31 protein-coding genes are annotated in these 17682 nt (G+C 40.3%); all 31 read right to left on the reverse strand.

Annotated elements, in window-relative coordinates; genetic code table 11:
- Positions 1 to 95: 95 nt before the first annotated feature.
- Entirely contained in the window at positions 96 to 1208 is a 1113-nt protein-coding gene (gene carA / locus C7S20_RS01975) for a glutamine-hydrolyzing carbamoyl-phosphate synthase small subunit (RefSeq protein ID WP_107010910.1), read from the reverse strand.
- Between the two features lie 116 nt (positions 1209 to 1324).
- Positions 1325 to 1885 carry a 50S ribosomal protein L17 gene (gene rplQ / locus C7S20_RS01980; RefSeq protein ID WP_107010911.1) on the reverse strand — a complete coding sequence of 187 codons (561 nt, stop codon included), beginning with the start codon at positions 1883 to 1885 and terminating at the stop codon, positions 1325 to 1327.
- 101 nt (positions 1886 to 1986) lie between these two features.
- On the reverse strand, positions 1987 to 2979 hold the full coding sequence (locus C7S20_RS01985) for a DNA-directed RNA polymerase subunit alpha (RefSeq protein WP_107010912.1): 993 nt from the start codon (positions 2977 to 2979) through the stop codon (positions 1987 to 1989).
- A gap of 22 nt (positions 2980 to 3001) precedes the next feature.
- The gene (gene rpsD, locus C7S20_RS01990) at positions 3002 to 3607 is read right to left on the reverse strand and encodes a 30S ribosomal protein S4 (RefSeq protein ID WP_107010913.1); all 606 of its coding nucleotides are present in this window, start codon (positions 3605 to 3607) and stop codon (positions 3002 to 3004) included.
- Positions 3608 to 3689: 82 nt separating this feature from the next.
- Positions 3690 to 4091 (reverse strand): 30S ribosomal protein S11, encoded by a 402-nt coding sequence (gene rpsK / locus C7S20_RS01995; protein WP_107010914.1) that lies wholly within the window; start codon positions 4089 to 4091, stop codon positions 3690 to 3692.
- An 8-nt stretch (positions 4092 to 4099) separates the two neighbouring features.
- Complete coding sequence (gene rpsM / locus C7S20_RS02000; RefSeq protein WP_107010915.1) at positions 4100 to 4474, reverse strand: 30S ribosomal protein S13; 375 nt, start codon at positions 4472 to 4474, stop codon at positions 4100 to 4102.
- A gap of 2 nt (positions 4475 to 4476) precedes the next feature.
- Positions 4477 to 4593 (reverse strand): type B 50S ribosomal protein L36, encoded by a 117-nt coding sequence (gene ykgO, locus C7S20_RS02005; RefSeq protein ID WP_010519235.1) that lies wholly within the window; start codon positions 4591 to 4593, stop codon positions 4477 to 4479.
- 115 nt (positions 4594 to 4708) lie between these two features.
- Positions 4709 to 4924: a translation initiation factor IF-1 gene (gene infA, locus C7S20_RS02010; RefSeq protein WP_083643366.1), complete on the reverse strand. Its 216-nt coding sequence runs from the start codon at positions 4922 to 4924 to the stop codon at positions 4709 to 4711.
- A 2-nt stretch (positions 4925 to 4926) separates the two neighbouring features.
- Entirely contained in the window at positions 4927 to 6264 is a 1338-nt protein-coding gene (gene secY / locus C7S20_RS02015; protein WP_107010916.1) for a preprotein translocase subunit SecY, read from the reverse strand.
- 11 nt (positions 6265 to 6275) lie between these two features.
- On the reverse strand, positions 6276 to 6728 hold the full coding sequence (gene rplO, locus C7S20_RS02020) for a 50S ribosomal protein L15 (protein ID WP_107010917.1): 453 nt from the start codon (positions 6726 to 6728) through the stop codon (positions 6276 to 6278).
- Between the two features lie 10 nt (positions 6729 to 6738).
- Positions 6739 to 6921, reverse strand: a complete 183-nt coding sequence (gene rpmD, locus C7S20_RS02025) for a 50S ribosomal protein L30 (RefSeq protein WP_107010918.1) — start codon at positions 6919 to 6921, stop codon at positions 6739 to 6741.
- A 12-nt stretch (positions 6922 to 6933) separates the two neighbouring features.
- Complete coding sequence (gene rpsE, locus C7S20_RS02030) at positions 6934 to 7458, reverse strand: 30S ribosomal protein S5 (RefSeq protein ID WP_107010919.1); 525 nt, start codon at positions 7456 to 7458, stop codon at positions 6934 to 6936.
- 4 nt (positions 7459 to 7462) lie between these two features.
- Positions 7463 to 7819, reverse strand: coding sequence for a 50S ribosomal protein L18 (rplR, locus tag C7S20_RS02035; protein WP_107010920.1), 357 nt, complete (start codon positions 7817 to 7819; stop codon positions 7463 to 7465).
- Positions 7820 to 7830: 11 nt separating this feature from the next.
- The gene (gene rplF, locus C7S20_RS02040) at positions 7831 to 8373 is read right to left on the reverse strand and encodes a 50S ribosomal protein L6 (RefSeq protein ID WP_107010921.1); all 543 of its coding nucleotides are present in this window, start codon (positions 8371 to 8373) and stop codon (positions 7831 to 7833) included.
- A 19-nt stretch (positions 8374 to 8392) separates the two neighbouring features.
- On the reverse strand, positions 8393 to 8791 hold the full coding sequence (gene rpsH / locus C7S20_RS02045; RefSeq protein WP_107010922.1) for a 30S ribosomal protein S8: 399 nt from the start codon (positions 8789 to 8791) through the stop codon (positions 8393 to 8395).
- Between the two features lie 60 nt (positions 8792 to 8851).
- Positions 8852 to 9121 (reverse strand): 30S ribosomal protein S14, encoded by a 270-nt coding sequence (gene rpsN / locus C7S20_RS02050; RefSeq protein WP_107010923.1) that lies wholly within the window; start codon positions 9119 to 9121, stop codon positions 8852 to 8854.
- Between the two features lie 2 nt (positions 9122 to 9123).
- A complete protein-coding gene (rplE, locus tag C7S20_RS02055) occupies positions 9124 to 9675 on the reverse strand; it encodes a 50S ribosomal protein L5 (RefSeq protein ID WP_107010924.1) in 552 nt (183 codons plus the stop codon).
- Positions 9676 to 9677: 2 nt separating this feature from the next.
- Complete coding sequence (gene rplX, locus C7S20_RS02060) at positions 9678 to 9989, reverse strand: 50S ribosomal protein L24 (RefSeq protein WP_107010925.1); 312 nt, start codon at positions 9987 to 9989, stop codon at positions 9678 to 9680.
- A 12-nt stretch (positions 9990 to 10001) separates the two neighbouring features.
- Positions 10002 to 10370 carry a 50S ribosomal protein L14 gene (gene rplN, locus C7S20_RS02065; protein ID WP_107010926.1) on the reverse strand — a complete coding sequence of 123 codons (369 nt, stop codon included), beginning with the start codon at positions 10368 to 10370 and terminating at the stop codon, positions 10002 to 10004.
- A gap of 2 nt (positions 10371 to 10372) precedes the next feature.
- Positions 10373 to 10630, reverse strand: a complete 258-nt coding sequence (rpsQ, locus tag C7S20_RS02070; protein WP_083643378.1) for a 30S ribosomal protein S17 — start codon at positions 10628 to 10630, stop codon at positions 10373 to 10375.
- Positions 10631 to 10648: 18 nt separating this feature from the next.
- Positions 10649 to 10840 carry a 50S ribosomal protein L29 gene (rpmC, locus tag C7S20_RS02075; protein WP_107010927.1) on the reverse strand — a complete coding sequence of 64 codons (192 nt, stop codon included), beginning with the start codon at positions 10838 to 10840 and terminating at the stop codon, positions 10649 to 10651.
- An 11-nt stretch (positions 10841 to 10851) separates the two neighbouring features.
- Positions 10852 to 11271, reverse strand: coding sequence for a 50S ribosomal protein L16 (rplP, locus tag C7S20_RS02080; RefSeq protein WP_072553860.1), 420 nt, complete (start codon positions 11269 to 11271; stop codon positions 10852 to 10854).
- 21 nt (positions 11272 to 11292) lie between these two features.
- Positions 11293 to 12009 carry a 30S ribosomal protein S3 gene (gene rpsC, locus C7S20_RS02085; RefSeq protein ID WP_107010928.1) on the reverse strand — a complete coding sequence of 239 codons (717 nt, stop codon included), beginning with the start codon at positions 12007 to 12009 and terminating at the stop codon, positions 11293 to 11295.
- 8 nt (positions 12010 to 12017) lie between these two features.
- Positions 12018 to 12425 (reverse strand): 50S ribosomal protein L22, encoded by a 408-nt coding sequence (rplV, locus tag C7S20_RS02090; RefSeq protein WP_107010929.1) that lies wholly within the window; start codon positions 12423 to 12425, stop codon positions 12018 to 12020.
- An 8-nt stretch (positions 12426 to 12433) separates the two neighbouring features.
- On the reverse strand, positions 12434 to 12712 hold the full coding sequence (rpsS, locus tag C7S20_RS02095; RefSeq protein ID WP_107010930.1) for a 30S ribosomal protein S19: 279 nt from the start codon (positions 12710 to 12712) through the stop codon (positions 12434 to 12436).
- A 3-nt stretch (positions 12713 to 12715) separates the two neighbouring features.
- A complete protein-coding gene (gene rplB, locus C7S20_RS02100) occupies positions 12716 to 13555 on the reverse strand; it encodes a 50S ribosomal protein L2 (protein WP_107010931.1) in 840 nt (279 codons plus the stop codon).
- Positions 13556 to 13564: 9 nt separating this feature from the next.
- The gene (gene rplW, locus C7S20_RS02105) at positions 13565 to 13855 is read right to left on the reverse strand and encodes a 50S ribosomal protein L23 (RefSeq protein WP_107010932.1); all 291 of its coding nucleotides are present in this window, start codon (positions 13853 to 13855) and stop codon (positions 13565 to 13567) included.
- A gap of 8 nt (positions 13856 to 13863) precedes the next feature.
- Positions 13864 to 14490 carry a 50S ribosomal protein L4 gene (gene rplD / locus C7S20_RS02110; protein WP_107010933.1) on the reverse strand — a complete coding sequence of 209 codons (627 nt, stop codon included), beginning with the start codon at positions 14488 to 14490 and terminating at the stop codon, positions 13864 to 13866.
- A complete protein-coding gene (gene rplC, locus C7S20_RS02115) occupies positions 14490 to 15101 on the reverse strand; it encodes a 50S ribosomal protein L3 (RefSeq protein WP_107010934.1) in 612 nt (203 codons plus the stop codon). Before rplC ends, rplD begins: the two co-directional genes overlap by 1 nt.
- A 148-nt stretch (positions 15102 to 15249) precedes the next feature.
- Complete coding sequence (gene rpsJ, locus C7S20_RS02120) at positions 15250 to 15555, reverse strand: 30S ribosomal protein S10 (protein ID WP_010519396.1); 306 nt, start codon at positions 15553 to 15555, stop codon at positions 15250 to 15252.
- 10 nt (positions 15556 to 15565) lie between these two features.
- The gene (fusA, locus tag C7S20_RS02125) at positions 15566 to 17677 is read right to left on the reverse strand and encodes an elongation factor G (RefSeq protein WP_107010935.1); all 2112 of its coding nucleotides are present in this window, start codon (positions 17675 to 17677) and stop codon (positions 15566 to 15568) included.
- Between the last annotated feature and the right edge of the window lie 5 nt (positions 17678 to 17682).

Genomic DNA, 17682 nt, shown 5'->3' on the forward strand with positions numbered 1-17682 from the left:
AAACTACTCTTTTATAACCTAACTCAAAATTTTATTTTAGACGAAGCTGTTATATTAAAAAAGCCGGATTGAATCCGGCCTTTTTAAATTTATATTTAAGCTTTTCCTTTTTGGATTCGCTCAATGAATTCATCAAACAAATAACTGGCATCATGCGGTCCGGGACTTGCCTCCGGGTGATACTGCACCGAGAAGACATTCTTGCTTTTCATCGCGAGACCGCCCACGGTTCCGTCGTTAAGGCAGATATGGGTAACTTCTACATCCTGGTGATTTTCGGTTTGTTCTTTATCTACCGAAAACCCGTGGTTTTGCGAGGTGATCTCTCCCTTTCCGGTTACAAGATTTTTTACCGGGTGATTAATTCCGCGGTGACCATGATGCATCTTATAGGTTTCTATTCCATTCGCCAGAGCGATGATCTGGTGGCCGAGACAGATCCCAAACAAAGGATGATTATTTTCAATGATCTGTTTAGTAACTGAAATAGCGCTTTCCAGAGGTTGCGGATCGCCGGGACCATTGGAAAGGAAATACCCGTCAGGATTCCATTCCTTCATTTCCTCATAAGTGGCATCGTAAGGGAAAACCTTTACGTAAGCATCCCGTTTTGCCAGGTTTCTAAGGATGTTTCTTTTTATTCCAACATCCAAAGCAGCAATGCGGAATTTTGCATTTTCATCACCGTAGAAATAAGGTTCTTTAGCCGAAACTTTTGAAGCCAGTTCAAGACCCTTCATATTTGGCACTTTTTCAAGCTCTTTCTTCAGGCCGTCAATGTTATCAACATCTGTAGAGATAATGGCGTTCATCGCTCCATTCTCGCGAATATAGGTGACCAGCGCGCGGGTATCAACATCTGAAATGGCGAAAATGTCGCTTTCATCAAGAAATTCCTGCAAAGTTCTATCGGCTGCGGGGCGCGACTGCGTATAACTGAAATTCTTACAGATCAGTCCGGCAATTTTGGCTTTATCAGATTCATTTTCGCCCTCATTGGTTCCGTAATTGCCAATATGAGCATTAGTAGTCACCATAAGCTGCCCAAAATAGGAAGGATCGGTAAAAATTTCCTGATAACCGGTCATCCCGGTATTGAAACAAACCTCCCCAACGGCGCTGCCATCTTTGTTTCCAACCACTTTTCCGTAGAAAATAGTTCCGTCTTCAAGTAAAATAATTGCTTTTTTTCGAACCTGATATTTCATAGTTGTTTTCTTGTTGCCTTAAAAATTAGTCCAATATATTTATCGAAATGGTATAAAAAAAGGATAAACTCAAAAAGTTTATCCTTTTAAAAATTAGATTATTATAAGAAGCATTTCTACTCTTCTTTTTTATCATCTTTCTTTTCTTCAGCCTTTTTATCTTCAGCTTTCTCAGCTTTTGGCTCTTCTTTTTTAGGTTTTTCTTCCTTTGGAGCCGCAGCTTTTTTCTCTTCAGTTGCATTATCTGAAGAAGAAGAAACTTTCTTACCGGCACGACGGGTAGATTTTTTCTTCTTAGGTTTATCTACACCATAAGTTTCATTATAATCTACAAGCTCGATCATTGCCATTTCGGCGCTGTCTCCAAGACGGCTTCCTAATTTTATAACGCGGGTATAACCTCCCGGACGGTCCCCAACTTTAGGAGCAACTTCTCTAAACAATTCGCTTACGGCTTCTTTGCTGCGAAGTTTACTGAAAACGATCCTTCTGTTATGAGTTGTATCTTCTTTAGATTTGGTTACCAGAGGCTCCACAAAAACTTTTAAAGCTTTGGCCTTTGCAACCGTAGTATTGATACGTTTATGTTCAATTAGGGAACAGGCCATATTCGCGAGCATTGCCTTGCGATGCGCCGTCTTTCGACCTAAATGATTTATTTTCTTTCCGTGTCTCATGACATTTTATATTTCATCATCTTGCTGCAACCCGCTCTGAGGAGCAAATTATGATGGTTATTTATTTTAAGTTGAAGCAGTGGTTTTATACCACTACCAAACTAGTCTTTATCTAATTTATATTTTGAAAGGTCCATCCCAAAGTTCAAACCTTTGTTGCTCACTAATTCTTCCAGCTCGGTAAGAGATTTTTTACCGAAATTTCTGAATTTCATAAGGTCATTCTTATTGTAAGAAACAAGATCTCCAAGGGTATCAACTTCTGCAGCTTTCAAACAGTTCAAGGCCCTTACTGAAAGATCAAGATCTACCAGCTTGGTTTTAAGAAGCTGTCTCATGTGAAGAGATTCTTCATCATAAGTTTCAGTTTGAGCGATCTCATCAGCCTCAAGAGTAATTCTCTCATCAGAGAATAACATGAAGTGATGAATAAGTGTTTTAGCTGCTTCGGTCAATGCATCTTTTGGATGAATAGAACCGTCACTGATAATTTCAAATACCAGTTTCTCGTAGTCAGTCTTCTGCTCCACACGATAGTTTTCGATGCTATACTTCACATTTTTAATAGGAGTATAGATAGAATCGGTGAAAATTGTTCCCAAAGGAGCATTGGCTTTCTTGTTTTCTTCCGCCGGAACGTAACCTCTACCTTTTTCGATAGTGATCTCCATATTCAGATTCACTTTCTTATCCATATTACAAACCACCTGGTCTGGGTTAAGAATTTGAAATCCTGAAATGAATTTCTGGAAGTGACCGGCAGTTAACTGTTCCTCTCCTGAAATTGAAATGGTAACCGATTCGTTATCGATCTCATCAATTTGCCTCTTGAACCTGATCTGTTTCAGGTTAAGAATAATTTCAGTTACGTCTTCAACTACGCCTGAAATGGTAGAAAATTCATGATCTACACCTTCAATACGAACCGAAGTTATCGCGAAACCTTCCAGAGAAGATAAAAGCACTCGTCTTAAAGCGTTACCAACGGTCAATCCATATCCGGGTTCCAAAGGGCGAAATTCGAATTTCCCCTCGAAATCGGTAGAATCAATCATTATAACTTTATCGGGCTTCTGAAAATTTAGTATTGCCATATTTCGACTTCTGTGTGAATTATTATTTCGAATATAATTCGACGATGAATTGTTCATTTATATTTTCAGGAATCTGAACTCTTCCTGGTACGGAAACAAATGTTCCTTCTTTCTTTTCTGAATTCCATGAGATCCATTCGTAAACACTGCTGTTATTTGAAAGTGATTCCTGGATTACAGAAAGTGATTTAGATTTTTCTCTTACTCCAATTACATCTCCTGGTTTAAGGTGATAAGATGGAATATTCACAATTTCCCCATTTACGGTAATGTGACGGTGACCCACCAACTGGCGTGCAGCCCTTCTTGAAGGAGCTACTCCCATACGGTAAACCACGTTATCTAAACGGCTTTCGCAAAGCTGAAGTAATACCTCACCGGTAATTCCCTGAGAACGGGTAGCTTTTTCGAACATGTTGCGGAACTGACGCTCAAGAATACCATAGGTGTACTTGGCTTTTTGCTTTTCCATCAACTGGATTGCATATTCCGATTTTTTTCCGCGACGACGGTTATTCCCGTGCTGTCCCGGAGGGTAATTTCTTTTTTCAAAAGATTTGTCATCACCAAAGATAGGCTCACCAAACTTACGTGCTATCTTGGTTTTTGGACCAGTATATCTTGCCATTACTATAGTTGTTTTGAAAAGGGATTATGAATTAAGGCATTCGTCCTTCGATAATCTAATTCCTCTTCTAATTATAAAATTATTAAACGCGACGTCTTTTTGGTGGACGACAACCATTGTGCGGAAGCGGAGTGATATCGATGATCTCGGTTACCTCAATCCCATTATTGTGGATTGAACGTATCGCTGATTCTCTACCATTTCCAGGACCTTTCACATACACTTTTACTTTACGCAAACCAGCCTCATGAGCTGTTTTTGAAGCATCTTCAGCGGCAAGCTGTGCAGCGTAAGGAGTGTTTTTCTTTGATCCTTTAAAACCCATCTTCCCTGCAGAAGACCATGCCACTACATCACCTTTCTTATTGGTAAGGGAAATGATGATATTGTTGAAAGAAGCAGCGATATGAGCTTCCCCGTTAGATTCAACGGTTACTTTACGCTTTTTCTGAGTTTTAGCTTTTGGATTTGCTTTCTTTGCCATACTACTTACTATTTAGTTGCTTTTTTCTTGTTAGCAACTGTTTTTCTTCTTCCTTTTCTGGTTCTGGAGTTGTTCTTGGTATGCTGACCTCTCAAAGGCAATCCGGCTCTGTGGCGAATTCCTCTGTAGCAGCCGATATCCATCAAACGCTTAATACTCATTTGAACCTCGGTACGTAATTCTCCTTCGATTGTATATTGGCCAACGGCTTCACGAATTCGTCCGATTTCATCATCGTCCCAATCTGAAACTTTTTTACTCTCATCCACTTTAGCCTGAGCAAGTATCTCCTGAGCCCTGCTTTTGCCAATTCCGAAGATATAGGTCAATGCTATAACTCCTCGCTTTTGTTTAGGTATATCTACCCCTGCAATTCTTGCCATAATTAGCCTTGTCTTTGTTTAAATCTAGGATTCTTTTTGTTAATCACGTAAAGGCGCCCTTTCCTGCGTACAATCTTGCAGTCGGCACTTCTCTTTTTTATTGATGCTCTAACTTTCATCGTATCTTTTTTTGATTCACAGGCAGAGTCTTATCTCATTCTGTGAAGTTAAGCTGTCATAAATTTTTCAGAGTGCAAAAGTATAAAAAATTTATAAAAGCCTGAAAATTACTTTTTAGTATCTGTAAGTTATTCGAGCCTTCGATAAATCGTAAGGACTCATTTCCAGTTTCACCTTATCTCCAGGAAGCAATTTGATGTAGTGCATCCTCATTTTTCCGGAGATATGGGCGGTCACCACGTGACCATTCTCCAATTCCACACGAAACATCGCATTTGACAATGCTTCGATGATCGTTCCGTCCTGTTCAATTGGTGGTTGTTTTGCCATAATTAAGCTACTGCTTTTCTATTTTTACCTGTTTTCATTAATCCGTCATAGTGCCTGTTCAGCAAATAAGAATTCACCTGCTGCATGGTATCTATAACTACTCCAACCAAAATCAAAAGCGAGGTACCTCCAAAGAATAGCGCCCATCCCTGTTGCACACCCAACAGCTGCACTATAATTGCCGGCATTACAGCAATAAGTGCGAGGAAAATAGATCCCGGAAGCGTAATCTGAGACATTATGCGGTCTAAATATTCACCGGTTTCGGTACCCGGACGAATCCCGGGAATAAACCCACCACTGCGTTTTAGATCGTCAGCCATTTTATTAGTCGGAACTGTGATCGCGGTATAGAAATAGGTAAATACTATGATCAATAAGGCGAACACAAGGTTATACCAAAATCCGAAAACGTTTCTAAATGCCGCGGTAACTCCCTGTGCGGTATCAGAATCTGACAAACCAGCCAGAGCTACGGGAATGAACATGATCGCCTGAGCGAAAATGATAGGCATTACCCCAGAAGCATTCAGTTTAAGCGGAATATATTGTCTTGAACCGAAAACATTCTTTTCATAACCTCCAGAAGCCGTTCTACGAGCATACTGTACGGGAATCTGACGAACAGCCATAACGAGCATGATCGCAGCCATGATAATTGCAAACCAGATCACCAATTCGATCAAAATCATAATCAAACCTCCATTCGATTCGAAAACTCTGGAAGCAAACTCCTGTACAAATGCAAGAGGCAGCCTGGCCATGATTCCAACCATGATCAGAAGAGAGATCCCGTTACCAATACCTTTATCGGTAATCTTTTCACCCAGCCACATTGCGAATACCGTTCCGGTAGAAAGAATGATCACTGAGGAAACGATAAACGTGATGTTATCCCCCAATAAAAATGCCTGTGATGGCAAGGTAGCGAACAGGTTATAGATATAACCAGGTCCCTGAACAAGTGTAATCGCGATGGTTAACCAGCGCGTAATTTGATTGATCTTTTTTCGGCCGCTCTCTCCCTCTTTTTGCAGTTTTTGAAGATAAGGAATTGCAATTCCCATCAATTGCACTACAATCGAAGCAGAGATATAAGGCATAATCCCAAGTGCAAATACTGAAGCCCTTGAAAAAGCACCACCGGTAAAAGCATTAAGAAGTCCTAAAAGACCATTATCGGTTTGATTAGCCAGGTTTTCCAATTGAGCCGCATCAACACCAGGTAAAACTACCTGCGCACCGAAACGATATACCAAAAGTAAACCGAGGGTAACCAAGATACGGTTTCTCAGTTCCTCGATTTTCCAAATATTTTTGATCGTATTGATGAATTTCATTTGATTATCTATTATAAAGTAACAACTTCACCACCGGCAGCTTCAATAGCTTCTTTTGCTGAGGCCGTAAATTTATGAACAGATACTTTCAATTTTGCTTTCAATTCACCTCTACCTAATATCTTAACAAGTTCGTTTCTTCCAGCCAGACCATTAGCTACAAGAACATCCATATCAACCGTATCTTTGATCCTGCCGCTATCTACCAGAGATTGCAGTGTATCAAGATTGATTCCCTGATATTCTTTGCGGTTTCTATTGTTGAATCCGAATTTTGGAACACGTCTCTGAAGTGGCATTTGTCCACCTTCAAAACCGATCTTCTTGCTGTAACCAGATCGTGACTTGGCACCTTTGTGACCACGAGTGGCAGTTCCTCCTTTACCGGAACCTTCACCGCGACCAACACGCTTACCATCTTTCTTAACTGAACCTTTTGCAGGTTTTAAGTTACTTAAATCCATGAGAGACTTATTATTTTGCTTCTTCTACAGAAACTAAGTGTTTAACTTTATTTACCATACCAAGGATGTTTGGCGTATCTTCATGCTCAACCGTCTGCCCCATTCTTCTAAGTCCAAGAGACTCAAGAATAAGTTTTTGATTCTTAGTGCGGTTGATGGCACTCTTTACTTTTGTGACTTTAATCTTTCCCATCTTTTCCTTGATTTATCCTTTAAAAACCTTTTCTAACGAAACGCCTCGTTGTTTTGCAACAGTTTCAGCACTTCTTAATTGTAATAAGGCATCAAAAGTAGCTTTCACCACATTGTGAGGGTTTGAAGATCCCTGGTTCTTTGAAAGTACGTCATGCACTCCAACCGATTCCAGTACCGCACGAATTGCTCCACCTGCGATAATTCCGGTACCGGTAGCTGCAGGCATCAAAAGCACTCTTGCACCTCCGTACTTACCTTTTTGCTCGTGTGGCAAAGTTCCTTTATTTAAAGGAATGCGTACCAGATTTTTCTTGGCATCTTCAACGGCTTTAGAAATAGCATCGGCAACTTCCTTAGATTTACCAAGTCCCTGGCCTACAACACCATTTTCATCTCCCACAACCACAATTGCAGAAAAGCCGAATGCTCTACCTCCTTTTGTAACCTTAGTAACACGTTGTACTCCTACCAAACGGTCTTTAAGTTCAAGACCTCCTGGCTTTACATGTTCTACGTTTTTATAATCTTGATACATATTTTTAGAATTTTAGTCCTCCTTCGCGAGCACCTTCTGCTAATGATTTAACTCTACCGTGATACAGGTAACCACCTCTGTCGAAAGAAATAGTATCTATTCCGGCTTTTTTGGCCTTTTCAGCGATGGCTTTTCCAACCAGCTGAGCCTGCTCCTGTTTATTAGAAGCTTCAGAAGCGATTCCCTTATCTCTTGAAGAAGCTGATGCGAGGGTTTTACCTTCTACGTCGTCGATGATCTGAGCATAAATTTCTTTATTACTTCTAAAAACAGATAATCTAGGACGGCTTACAGTTCCCGCTATCCCTTTACGGATACGTTTTCTGATTTTATTTCTTCTATCTTGTTTTGACACTGCCATAACTAAATTTATTAAGCTGATTTACCTGCTTTTCTTCTCAATTGCTCTCCGACAAACTTGATACCTTTTCCTTTGTAAGGCTCAGGTTTTCTAAATGAACGGATCTTAGCGGCAACCTGTCCCACAAGTTGCTTATCATAAGAAGTAAGTTTCACAACTGGATTCCTTCCTTTTTCAGAAATAGTCTCCACCTTAATTTCGGGAGCCAAATCTATCACAATATTATGAGAATAACCAACGGCGAGCTCCAACCTGTTTCCCTGGTTGCTGGCTCTATAACCAACTCCCACAAGTTCAAGTTGTTTACTGAAACCTTTGGTAACACCTTCAATCATATTGTTCACCAACGCACGGTAAAGACCATGCTTTGATTTTTGATCACTTTTCTCTGAAGATCTTTCAAAAGAAATTACATTATCTTCGATACTCACATCGATATCGGTAATCTCCTGCTTAAGTTCTCCCAATTTTCCTTTTACCGTTACAACTCCATCTGTGTAATCAACGTTTACACCTTCGGGAATTGTAATTGGGTTTTTACCTATTCTTGACATTTCTTTAGTCTTTTAAGTATTAGTATACGTAGCAAAGTACTTCTCCACCAACATTATCAGCTTTCGCCTGCTTCCCGGTCATCACACCGTGAGAAGTTGAAACGATCGCCACACCAAGACCATTAAGGACTCTTGGAATATCATGGGCACCAGCATATTTACGTAAACCAGGTTTACTTATTCTCTGAATTTTCTTGATTACAGGCTCTTTAGTGATTTTATCATATTTAAGAGCGATTTTGATAGTTCCCTGAGCGGTACTGTCATCAAATTTGTAACTAAGAATATATCCCTGATCAAACAAAATTTTTGTGATCTCTTTCTTAACATTGGAAGCAGGAATTTCAACCACTCTGTGATTAGCAGCATTGGCGTTCCTGATTCTTGTTAGGTAATCTGCAATAGGATCTGTATTCATTTATATTTATTTGCGGGGGTGGTTTTCAGTATTTCTGAACCTGCCTCCAATTAATAATTATTACCAGCTTGCTTTTTTAACACCTGGAATTAGCCCCTGATTGGCCATCTCTCTGAACATAACTCGGGAAAGACCAAATTGTCTCATATAACCTTTTGGTCTTCCAGTTAGTTTACAACGATTGTGCAAACGTACAGGAGAAGAATTTTTTGGCAATTTTTGTAGTGCTTCCCAATCGCCGGCTTCTTTAAGCTCCTTGCGTTTTTGAGCATACTTTTTTACCAGTTTTTGTCTCTTAACCTCACGGGCTTTCATTGATTCTTTAGCCATAATTAATTCTTTTTAAAAGGTAAACCTAGTTCGGTTAACAATGCTTTAGCTTCCTTATCGGTATTGGCAGTTGTTACGAATGTGATATCCATACCAGCAATTCTGTTCACTGCATCAATATCGATTTCAGGGAAGATAATCTGCTCGGTAACTCCAAGGTTGTAATTACCTCTTCCATCAAATCCGTTAGACTTGATACCATTAAAATCTCTTACACGCGGTAAAGCGGTAGTTATAAGTCTGTCTAAGAATTCATACATTCTGTATCCTCGTAAAGTAACTTTAGCGCCAATTGGCATCCCTTTACGAAGCTTAAACGATGCAACGTCTTTCTTGGAATAAGTAGCGATGGCTTTTTGACCACTAATAGATGAAAGTTCATCTACCGCATGATCAATAAGTTTTTTATCGGCTACCGCACCACCAACACCACGGCTGATGACGATTTTCTCAAGTTTTGGCACCTCCATTATATTGGAGTAGCTAAATTCTTCAGTAAGCGCATTCTTCACACGCTCATTATATTCCTGTTTAAGTCTTGGTACGTATGCCATAACTAAATTACTTCATTAGATTTTTTAGAAAATCTCACTTTCTTCCCATCTTCTTCTTTATATCCTACCCTGGTAATCTCACCATTTTTGGTAAGAAGTGCAAGATTGGATACATGGATAGGAGCTTCCTTCTCTTTTATACCACCCTGTGGATTCTGAGCACTTGGCTTTTCATGTTTTGAGACCATATTGATCCCTTCCACGATGGCTTTATTCTTGTCACGAAGAACTTTCTGTACCTTACCTTCCTGACCTTTGTGGTCTCCGGCAATTACACGAACAGTATCTCCTGATTTAATTTTAAGCTTTGTCATTTTAGTAATGTATTAAAGCACTTCTGGTGCCAATGATACAATCTTCATGAATTGCTTATCACGAAGTTCTCGTGCCACAGGACCAAATACACGGGTTCCGCGCATTTCCCCCTGGGGGTTCAAAAGCACACATGCGTTATCGTCAAAGCGGATGTAAGATCCGTCTGGACGGCGTACTTCCTTTTTGGTACGAACAACAACAGCTGTTGAAACAGCACCTTTTTTGATGTTACCGTTTGGAGTGGCTTCCTTGACACTCACCACGATTTTATCACCAACAGAAGCGTACCTTTTCTTTGTACCTCCCAACACGCGGATCGCTAAAACTTCTTTAGCCCCGGTGTTATCTGCTACTCTTAGTCTGGATTCTTGTTGTACCATGATTACTTCGCTCTTTCAATTATTTCTACTAATCTCCAACATTTAGATTTACTTAAAGGTCGTGTTTCCATGATCTTTACGGTATCTCCTTCGTTGCAGTCGTTATTTTCGTCGTGTGCTACGTATTTTTTCGTTTTTAAAACGAATTTTCCATACATAGGGTGTTTTACTTTTTTAACTTCAGAAACCACGATTGATTTCTGCATTTTGTTACTTGTAACAACACCTATACGCTCTTTTCTTAAGTTTCTTTTTTCCATCTTTCAGCAGAATAACAATTATTGTTGTTCTCTTTTAGTTAACTCTGTAGCCAGTCTCGCAATGTTTCTCCTCACATGTCTTAATTGAATAGGATTTTCTAATGGCGAAACGGCGTGAGCCATTTTTAAATCTGCGTATGCTTTACGAGATTTATCAAGCTCTTCCTGCAATTCTGCAACAGACAATTCTTTTACTTCTGATTGTTTCATAATTCAAAAAATTATTCTTGATAATCTCTAGCTACAACAAATTTGGTTCTCACAGGAAGTTTCTGCGCTGCAAGGCGAAGTGCCTCTTTAGCAATATCCATTGGCACTCCACCAATTTCAAACATGATTCTTCCTGGTTTTACTACGGCTGCCCAATACTCAACAGCACCTTTACCTTTACCCATACGTACCTCAAGAGGCTTTTTAGTGATAGGCTTATCTGGGAAAATTTTAATCCAGATAGATCCTTCCCTTTTCATGTAACGGGTAGCGGCAATACGCGCTGCCTCGATTTGGCGTGCGGTCACGAAGCTCGAATCCATTGATTTGATTCCGAAAGTTCCGTTTGAAAGACGATGCCCTCTTTGAGATACACCTTTCATACGGCCCTTTTGCTGCTTACGATATTTTGTTCTTTTAGGTTGTAACATTTTCTTTTTTACTTTAAAAAATTACTTTCTACGACGGGATTTGTTTCCACGTCCGGCACCGGATTTTTTACCCTGGTTTTTCGCAAGGCCAACTAGAGGCGAAAGCTCTCTTTTTCCGTATACCTCACCTTTCATGATCCATACTTTAACACCCAGCCTACCATAGGTAGTATGAGCTTCGATCAAAGCATAATCAATATCAGCCCTAAAAGTTGACAAAGGTATTCTACCATCTTTGTATGATTCTGAACGTGCCATTTCAGCACCGTTTAAACGACCGGAGATCTCTATTTTGATCCCTTCGGCGTTCATTCTCATAGCAGCCGCGATAGCCATTTTAATTGCACGACGGTAAGAGATACGATTCTCGATTTGTCTTGCTACACTTGCAGCCACAAGGTGGGCGTCAAGTTCTGGCCTCTTAATCTCAAAGATGTTAATTTGAACTTCCTTGTCGGTAATCTTCTTAAGCTCTTCCTTAAGCTTGTCTACCTCCTGGCCGCCTTTCCCGATAATGATACCAGGTCTTGCAGTGGTGATAGTAACGGTTACAAGCTTAAGCGTGCGTTCGATGATTACACGCGATACACTCGCTTTAGAAAGACGAGCATGGATGTACTTTCTAATCTTATCGTCTTCGGCTAATTTGTCGCCGTAGTCATTACCTCCATACCAGTTGGATTCCCATCCTCTGATGATACCAAGGCGATTCCCGATTGGATTTGTCTTTTGTCCCATACTCTATCTTAGCTTTGTGTATTATTGTTTGCTCCAAGCACCAATGTTACGTGATTGGATCTTTTTCTAATTCGGTGTGCACGACCCTGTGGTGCAGGACGAAGTCTTTTCAACATCGTTCCCCCATCTACGCGGATCTCTTTCACAAATAGTTCAGCTTCCTCGATGTTAGCATCTTCGTTTTTAGCCTGCCAGTTGGCAATGGCGGAAAGCAATAGCTTTTCCAAACGATTTGAAGCTTCTTTCTTGCTGAATTTCAAAATATGAAGCGCTTTTTCTACTTTCTCTCCTCTTACCAGATCCGCCACAAGACGCATCTTTCTTGGCGAAGTAGGGCAGTTATTCAACTTAGCAAAAGCTACCTGTTGTTTGGCTTCTTTTATTTGCTCTGCTCTTTCTCTTTTACGAACTCCCATAGCTTCAATTATTTTCTACCTTTATTTTTCGCACCAGCATGTCCTCTAAAAGATCGTGTTGGTGAAAATTCTCCTAATTTATGACCCACCATATTTTCAGTGATATATACAGGAACAAATTGTTTTCCATTATGCACTGCAATGGTTTGTCCAACGAAATCTGGAGTAATCATAGAAGCACGAGACCAGGTTTTGATCACGGCTTTCTTTCCAGACTCAACATTCTGGGCAACTTTTTGCTCCAGTTTATAGTGAACGAAAGGTCCTTTTTTTAATGAACGTGCCATATCTTATTTTTTCTTTCTAGTCTTTCTGCGTTCTACAATATACTTGTTACTCGCTTTGGTCTTCGAACGGGTCTTAAATCCTTTTGCAGGAATACCTTTTCTAGATCTTGGGTGACCACCTGAAGCTCTACCTTCACCACCACCCATTGGGTGATCGACAGGGTTCATAGCTACAGGTCTTGTTCTCGGCCTGATACCTAACCAGCGTTTTCTACCGGCTTTACCAGAGATCAATAGCTGGTGGTCACTGTTGGAAACAGCACCGATTGTAGCCATACAAGTTGCAAGGATTCTTCGAATCTCACCTGAAGGCAATTTCACGGTTGCATACTTTCCTTCCCTTGCCAATAATTGAGCAAAAGCTCCGGCGCTACGAGCCATAACAGCTCCCTGCCCGGCCCTAAGCTCGATACAAGAAACAATTGTTCCAAGAGGAATATTTGCCAAAGGCATGGCATTTCCAATTTCAGGAGCAACACTTTCGTGTCCTGAAACCACATTTTGCCCTACCTGAAGACCATTTTGAGCAATGATATACCTTTTTTCACCATCCTGATAATTCAAAAGAGCGATAAAGGCCGTTCTGTTTGGATCGTATTCTATGCTCGCAACAGTAGCAGGAATTCCCTGCTTGTCACGTTTAAAATCGATAACTCGATAACGTCTTTTATGACCACCACCTTTGTAGCGCATGGTCATTTTTCCCTGACTGTTTCTACCACCTGATTTTTTTATCGGAGCCAAAAGGCTTTTTTCCGGCTTATCAGTAGTAATGGCGTCATACCCATTAACTACTCTAAAACGCTGACCAGGTGTGATTGGTTTTAACTTTCTAACTGACATTTTTCAATCTTAGAGATTACTGTATAAATCAATAGTTTCACCTTCCGCCACCTGTACTATTGCTTTTTTGAAAGCTTTAGTTTTACCAGTGATCATACCAGATTTTGTGTATTTGGTTTTACGATCAGGACGGACATTCATAGTTCGAACTTTAGTAACAGAAACGCCATAAGCCGATTCGATCGCTTCTTTGATCTGAATCTTATTAGCCGTGTTACTTACCACAAAACTGAAGCGATTGTTCATTTCGCTATCTGCGGTCGCTTTTTCTGTAATAACAGGTTTTATTAAGATGCTCATAACGTTTATTAACTTAATTTCGATTCAATTCCTTCTAAAGATCCTTCTAAAAAGACAACATTATTCGCATTCAGAATTTTGTAAGTACTTAATTCTGAGCTTGTTATAACTTCAGAGGTCTTTAAATTGCGCGACGACAAATATACGTTTTTATTTGAGTCACCCAACACTATCAAAGATTTTTTAGTTTCAATTCCCAGAGCCTGAAGAACTTCGATGAAATTCCTGGTTTTGGGAGTATCGAAAGAAAAATCTTCTACCACTAAAATCGCCTTATCGTTTGCCTTCATAGAAAGCGCTGATTTTCTTGCAAGACGTTTTAGGTTTTTGTTCAGTTTAAAACCGTAATCTTTTGGTCTGGGACCAAAGATTCGCCCACCGCCACGAAAAACAGGAGATTTGATGCTACCCGCACGGGCAGTACCAGTTCCTTTTTGTTTTTTGATCTTACGGGTACTTCCGGTAATTTCTGCTCTTTCTTTAGCCTTATGTGTTCCCTGACGCTGATTGGCAAGATATTGCTTCACATCAAGGTAAACAGCATGTTCATTAGGCTCTATAGCGAAAACAGAATCAGAAAGCTTTGCTTTTCTGCCTGTTTCTTTTCCTTTAATATCTAAAACTGCTATTTCCATTACTTGCTGATGATTACGTAAGAGTTTTTATGACCTGGAACACAACCTTTCACAACAAGAAGATTCTTGTCTGCCACAATCTTTAAAACTCTAAGGTTTTCAACTTTTACTTTTTCACCACCCATTCTTCCGGCCATCTTCATCCCTTTGAAAACTCTCGCAGGATACGAGGCTGCACCGATAGAACCCGGGGCTCTTAAACGGTTGTGCTGACCGTGAGTGGCCTGCCCAACACCTCCAAAACCGTGTCTTTTTACAACACCCTGGAAGCCTTTTCCTTTAGAAATTCCAGACACATCTACGAATTCACCTTCTCTGAACTGTTCAACTGTGATTGAATCTCCTAATTTGTAATCTTCTTTAAATCCCTGGAATTCAATGACCTTCCGTTTTGCAACAGTTCCTGCTTTTTTCGCGTGCCCTTCAGCAGCTTTATTAACAGTCTTTTTGTCATCGAAACCAAGTTGAAGTGCTTCATACCCGTCAACCTCTTTGGTTCTGACTTGGGTAACAACGCATGGTCCAGCTTCGATCACGGTACATGGAATATTCTTTCCATTCTCGTCGAAAATGCTGGTCATGCCGATCTTTTTTCCTATTAACCCAGACATATTTAATTAATTATTAATTGATTTACTTTTTCTAAAAACTAAGGGCTGAAAAATACATTTCAGCCCTGAATTGTATTTTTCACCGTTTTTCCTTTGCTCGAAGCTCCGGACATGTTAACCGGGCACCTGGGTGCACGGAAGTTTTTTATCACACTTTAATCTCTACCTCTACTCCACTTGGAAGTTCCAGTTTCATCAACGCATCGATGGTTTTTGAAGAAGAACTGTAGATGTCAAGCAATCTTTTATAAGAGCTAAGCTCAAATTGCTCCCTTGACTTCTTGTTCACGTGAGGCGAACGAAGAACAGTAAAGATCTTTTTGTTTGTTGGCAACGGAATTGGTCCGGTAACAACAGCTCCCGTAGTTTTTACGGTTTTTACGATCTTTTCAGCAGATTTGTCTACCAGGTTATGATCGTAAGATTTTAGTTTTATTCTGATTTTTTGACTCATTTCCTTAAGATTATTCGTTTGCTGCTCCTTTTGCTGCTTTGATCACCTCTTCAGAAATATTTGAAGGAGTTTCAGCATAGTGAGAGAATTCCATAGTTGAAGTTGCACGACCTGAAGAAAGTGTTCTCAATGTAGTAACATATCCGAACATTTCAGAAAGTGGCACTTCAGCTTTGATTACCTTCGCTCCAGATCTGTCTGACATATTGTTTACCTGACCTCTTCTTCTGTTAAGGTCACCAACAATATCCCCCATGTTTTCTTCCGGAGTTACAACTTCTACTTTCATGATTGGCTCAAGAATTACAGCACCTGCTTTTTTAGCAGCATCTCTGTATCCTAGTTTTGCAGCCAGTTCAAATGAAAGCTGATCGGAATCCACAGGGTGGAAAGATCCGTCTTTAAGAACAACTTTTAAAGAATCCATAGTAAATCCTGCAAGAGGACCATTTTTCATAGCCTCCTGGAATCCTTTCTGAACAGAAGGAATAAATTCTTTAGGAATACGTCCACCTTTAATTTCGTCTACGAACTGAAGACCTTCACCTTCAAAGTCTGCATCTACAGGCCCCAGGGTGAATACGATATCAGCGAATTTTCCACGACCACCAGTCTGTTTTTTATAAACTTCACGATGATCTGCTGAACGAGTTACGGTTTCTTTGTACTCAACCTGTGGTTGACCTACATTTACTTCCACTTTAAACTCACGCTTCATACGATCAATAATGATCTCCAGGTGAAGTTCACCCATACCAGAGATAATTGTTTGACCAGAAGCTTCATCAGTCCTTACAGTAAAGGTTGGATCTTCTTCAGCAAGTTTTCCAAGAGCCATACCCATCTTCTCAACATCAGCCTTGGTCTTAGGCTCTACAGCAATACCAATAACCGGTGCAGGGAAAGACATAGACTCAAGAATGATTGGATGATCAAGATCGGTAAGCGTATCTCCGGTTTTAATATCTTTAAAACCAACAGCCGCTCCAATATCACCAGCCTCAATCTTATCGATAGGCTCCTGCTTGTTAGAGTGCATTTGGTAAATTCTCGAGATACGTTCTTTCTTACCTGAACGAACGTTCAACACATAAGAACCAGCATCCAAAGTACCGGAATACACACGGAAGAAAGCCAAACGACCTACAAAAGGATCGGTAGCAATCTTAAATGCAAGTGCAGAGAAAGGAGAATCGACATTAGGCTTACGACTTTCTTCTTCACCTGTGTCTGGATTTTCACCTTTAATAGCCTCTACATCTACCGGAGAAGGCAGATAACGCATTACAGCGTCAAGCATCGCCTGAACACCTTTATTTTTAAATGCTGAACCACACATCATCGGGATGATAGACATATCTATAGTTGCAGCACGAAGGGCAGCGATGATCTCATCTTCAGTGATTGAATTCTCATCTTCAAAGAATTTTTCCATCAAGGCCTCATCATATTCAGCCACTGCTTCTACAAGTTCTGCACGATATTTATCAACATCTGCTTTAAGCTCTTCAGGAATATCGATGGTATCATAGGTCATCCCCATGTCTTCATCATTCCAGATGATCGCTTTTTTAGAAATTAAGTCAACCACACCTTTAAAATCGGCTTCATCTCCAATTGGAACCTGAAGCGGAACAGGATTCCCTCCCAACATTGTTTTTACCTGACGGCAAACGTTGAAGAAATCTGCACCCTGGCGGTCCATCTTATTAACGAAACCAAGACGTGGTACTCTATATTTATCTGCCTGTCTCCAAACAGTTTCAGACTGAGGCTCAACCCCGTCTACTGCAGAGAACAATGCAACAACTCCGTCAAGAACACGTAATGAACGTTCTACCTCTACGGTAAAATCAACGTGCCCGGGAGTATCAATTATATTAACGGTATATTCATGATCCCTATATGGCCAGGTACAATGGGTAGCCGCCGAAGTAATGGTAATACCACGCTCCTGCTCCTGCTCCATCCAGTCCATGGTAGCAGCGCCATCGTGCACCTCACCAATCTTGTGACTGATACCTGTATAATAAAGGATACGCTCAGTAGTTGTGGTTTTACCCGCATCAATGTGAGCTGCAATACCTATATTTCTAGTATATTTTAAATCTCTTTGTGCCATATTGT

This window comes from Christiangramia fulva (assembly GCF_003024155.1).
Classification (GTDB): domain Bacteria; phylum Bacteroidota; class Bacteroidia; order Flavobacteriales; family Flavobacteriaceae; genus Christiangramia; species Christiangramia fulva.

What these genes read in the sequence shown, in the direction of transcription:
- carA (WP_107010910.1), bottom strand. Translation starts at nt 1,208, where the DNA reads ATGAAATATCAGGTTCGAAAAAAAGCAATTATTTTACTTGAAGACGGA.
- rplQ (WP_107010911.1), bottom strand. Translation starts at nt 1,885, where the DNA reads ATGAGACACGGAAAGAAAATAAATCATTTAGGTCGAAAGACGGCGCAT.
- C7S20_RS01985 (WP_107010912.1), bottom strand. Translation starts at nt 2,979, where the DNA reads ATGGCAATACTAAATTTTCAGAAGCCCGATAAAGTTATAATGATTGAT.
- rpsD (WP_107010913.1), bottom strand. Translation starts at nt 3,607, where the DNA reads ATGGCAAGATATACTGGTCCAAAAACCAAGATAGCACGTAAGTTTGGT.
- rpsK (WP_107010914.1), bottom strand. Translation starts at nt 4,091, where the DNA reads ATGGCAAAGAAAGCAAATCCAAAAGCTAAAACTCAGAAAAAGCGTAAA.
- rpsM (WP_107010915.1), bottom strand. Translation starts at nt 4,474, where the DNA reads ATGGCAAGAATTGCAGGGGTAGATATACCTAAACAAAAGCGAGGAGTT.
- ykgO (WP_010519235.1), bottom strand. Translation starts at nt 4,593, where the DNA reads ATGAAAGTTAGAGCATCAATAAAAAAGAGAAGTGCCGACTGCAAGATT.
- infA (WP_083643366.1), bottom strand. Translation starts at nt 4,924, where the DNA reads ATGGCAAAACAACCACCAATTGAACAGGACGGAACGATCATCGAAGCA.
- secY (WP_107010916.1), bottom strand. Translation starts at nt 6,264, where the DNA reads ATGAAATTCATCAATACGATCAAAAATATTTGGAAAATCGAGGAACTG.
- rplO (WP_107010917.1), bottom strand. Translation starts at nt 6,728, where the DNA reads ATGGATTTAAGTAACTTAAAACCTGCAAAAGGTTCAGTTAAGAAAGAT.
- rpmD (WP_107010918.1), bottom strand. Translation starts at nt 6,921, where the DNA reads ATGGGAAAGATTAAAGTCACAAAAGTAAAGAGTGCCATCAACCGCACT.
- rpsE (WP_107010919.1), bottom strand. Translation starts at nt 7,458, where the DNA reads ATGTATCAAGATTATAAAAACGTAGAACATGTAAAGCCAGGAGGTCTT.
- rplR (WP_107010920.1), bottom strand. Translation starts at nt 7,819, where the DNA reads ATGGCAGTGTCAAAACAAGATAGAAGAAATAAAATCAGAAAACGTATC.
- rplF (WP_107010921.1), bottom strand. Translation starts at nt 8,373, where the DNA reads ATGTCAAGAATAGGTAAAAACCCAATTACAATTCCCGAAGGTGTAAAC.
- rpsH (WP_107010922.1), bottom strand. Translation starts at nt 8,791, where the DNA reads ATGAATACAGATCCTATTGCAGATTACCTAACAAGAATCAGGAACGCC.
- rpsN (WP_107010923.1), bottom strand. Translation starts at nt 9,121, where the DNA reads ATGGCTAAAGAATCAATGAAAGCCCGTGAGGTTAAGAGACAAAAACTG.
- rplE (WP_107010924.1), bottom strand. Translation starts at nt 9,675, where the DNA reads ATGGCATACGTACCAAGACTTAAACAGGAATATAATGAGCGTGTGAAG.
- rplX (WP_107010925.1), bottom strand. Translation starts at nt 9,989, where the DNA reads ATGACAAAGCTTAAAATTAAATCAGGAGATACTGTTCGTGTAATTGCC.
- rplN (WP_107010926.1), bottom strand. Translation starts at nt 10,370, where the DNA reads ATGGTACAACAAGAATCCAGACTAAGAGTAGCAGATAACACCGGGGCT.
- rpsQ (WP_083643378.1), bottom strand. Translation starts at nt 10,630, where the DNA reads ATGGAAAAAAGAAACTTAAGAAAAGAGCGTATAGGTGTTGTTACAAGT.
- rpmC (WP_107010927.1), bottom strand. Translation starts at nt 10,840, where the DNA reads ATGAAACAATCAGAAGTAAAAGAATTGTCTGTTGCAGAATTGCAGGAA.
- rplP (WP_072553860.1), bottom strand. Translation starts at nt 11,271, where the DNA reads ATGTTACAACCTAAAAGAACAAAATATCGTAAGCAGCAAAAGGGCCGT.
- rpsC (WP_107010928.1), bottom strand. Translation starts at nt 12,009, where the DNA reads ATGGGACAAAAGACAAATCCAATCGGGAATCGCCTTGGTATCATCAGA.
- rplV (WP_107010929.1), bottom strand. Translation starts at nt 12,425, where the DNA reads ATGGGAGTTCGTAAAAGAGAAAGAGCAGAGCAAATAAAAGAAGCCAAA.
- rpsS (WP_107010930.1), bottom strand. Translation starts at nt 12,712, where the DNA reads ATGGCACGTTCATTAAAAAAAGGACCTTTCGTTCACTATAAACTGGAG.
- rplB (WP_107010931.1), bottom strand. Translation starts at nt 13,555, where the DNA reads ATGTCAGTTAGAAAGTTAAAACCAATCACACCTGGTCAGCGTTTTAGA.
- rplW (WP_107010932.1), bottom strand. Translation starts at nt 13,855, where the DNA reads ATGAGCATCTTAATAAAACCTGTTATTACAGAAAAAGCGACCGCAGAT.
- rplD (WP_107010933.1), bottom strand. Translation starts at nt 14,490, where the DNA reads ATGGAAATAGCAGTTTTAGATATTAAAGGAAAAGAAACAGGCAGAAAA.
- rplC (WP_107010934.1), bottom strand. Translation starts at nt 15,101, where the DNA reads ATGTCTGGGTTAATAGGAAAAAAGATCGGCATGACCAGCATTTTCGAC.
- rpsJ (WP_010519396.1), bottom strand. Translation starts at nt 15,555, where the DNA reads ATGAGTCAAAAAATCAGAATAAAACTAAAATCTTACGATCATAACCTG.
- fusA (WP_107010935.1), bottom strand. Translation starts at nt 17,677, where the DNA reads ATGGCACAAAGAGATTTAAAATATACTAGAAATATAGGTATTGCAGCT.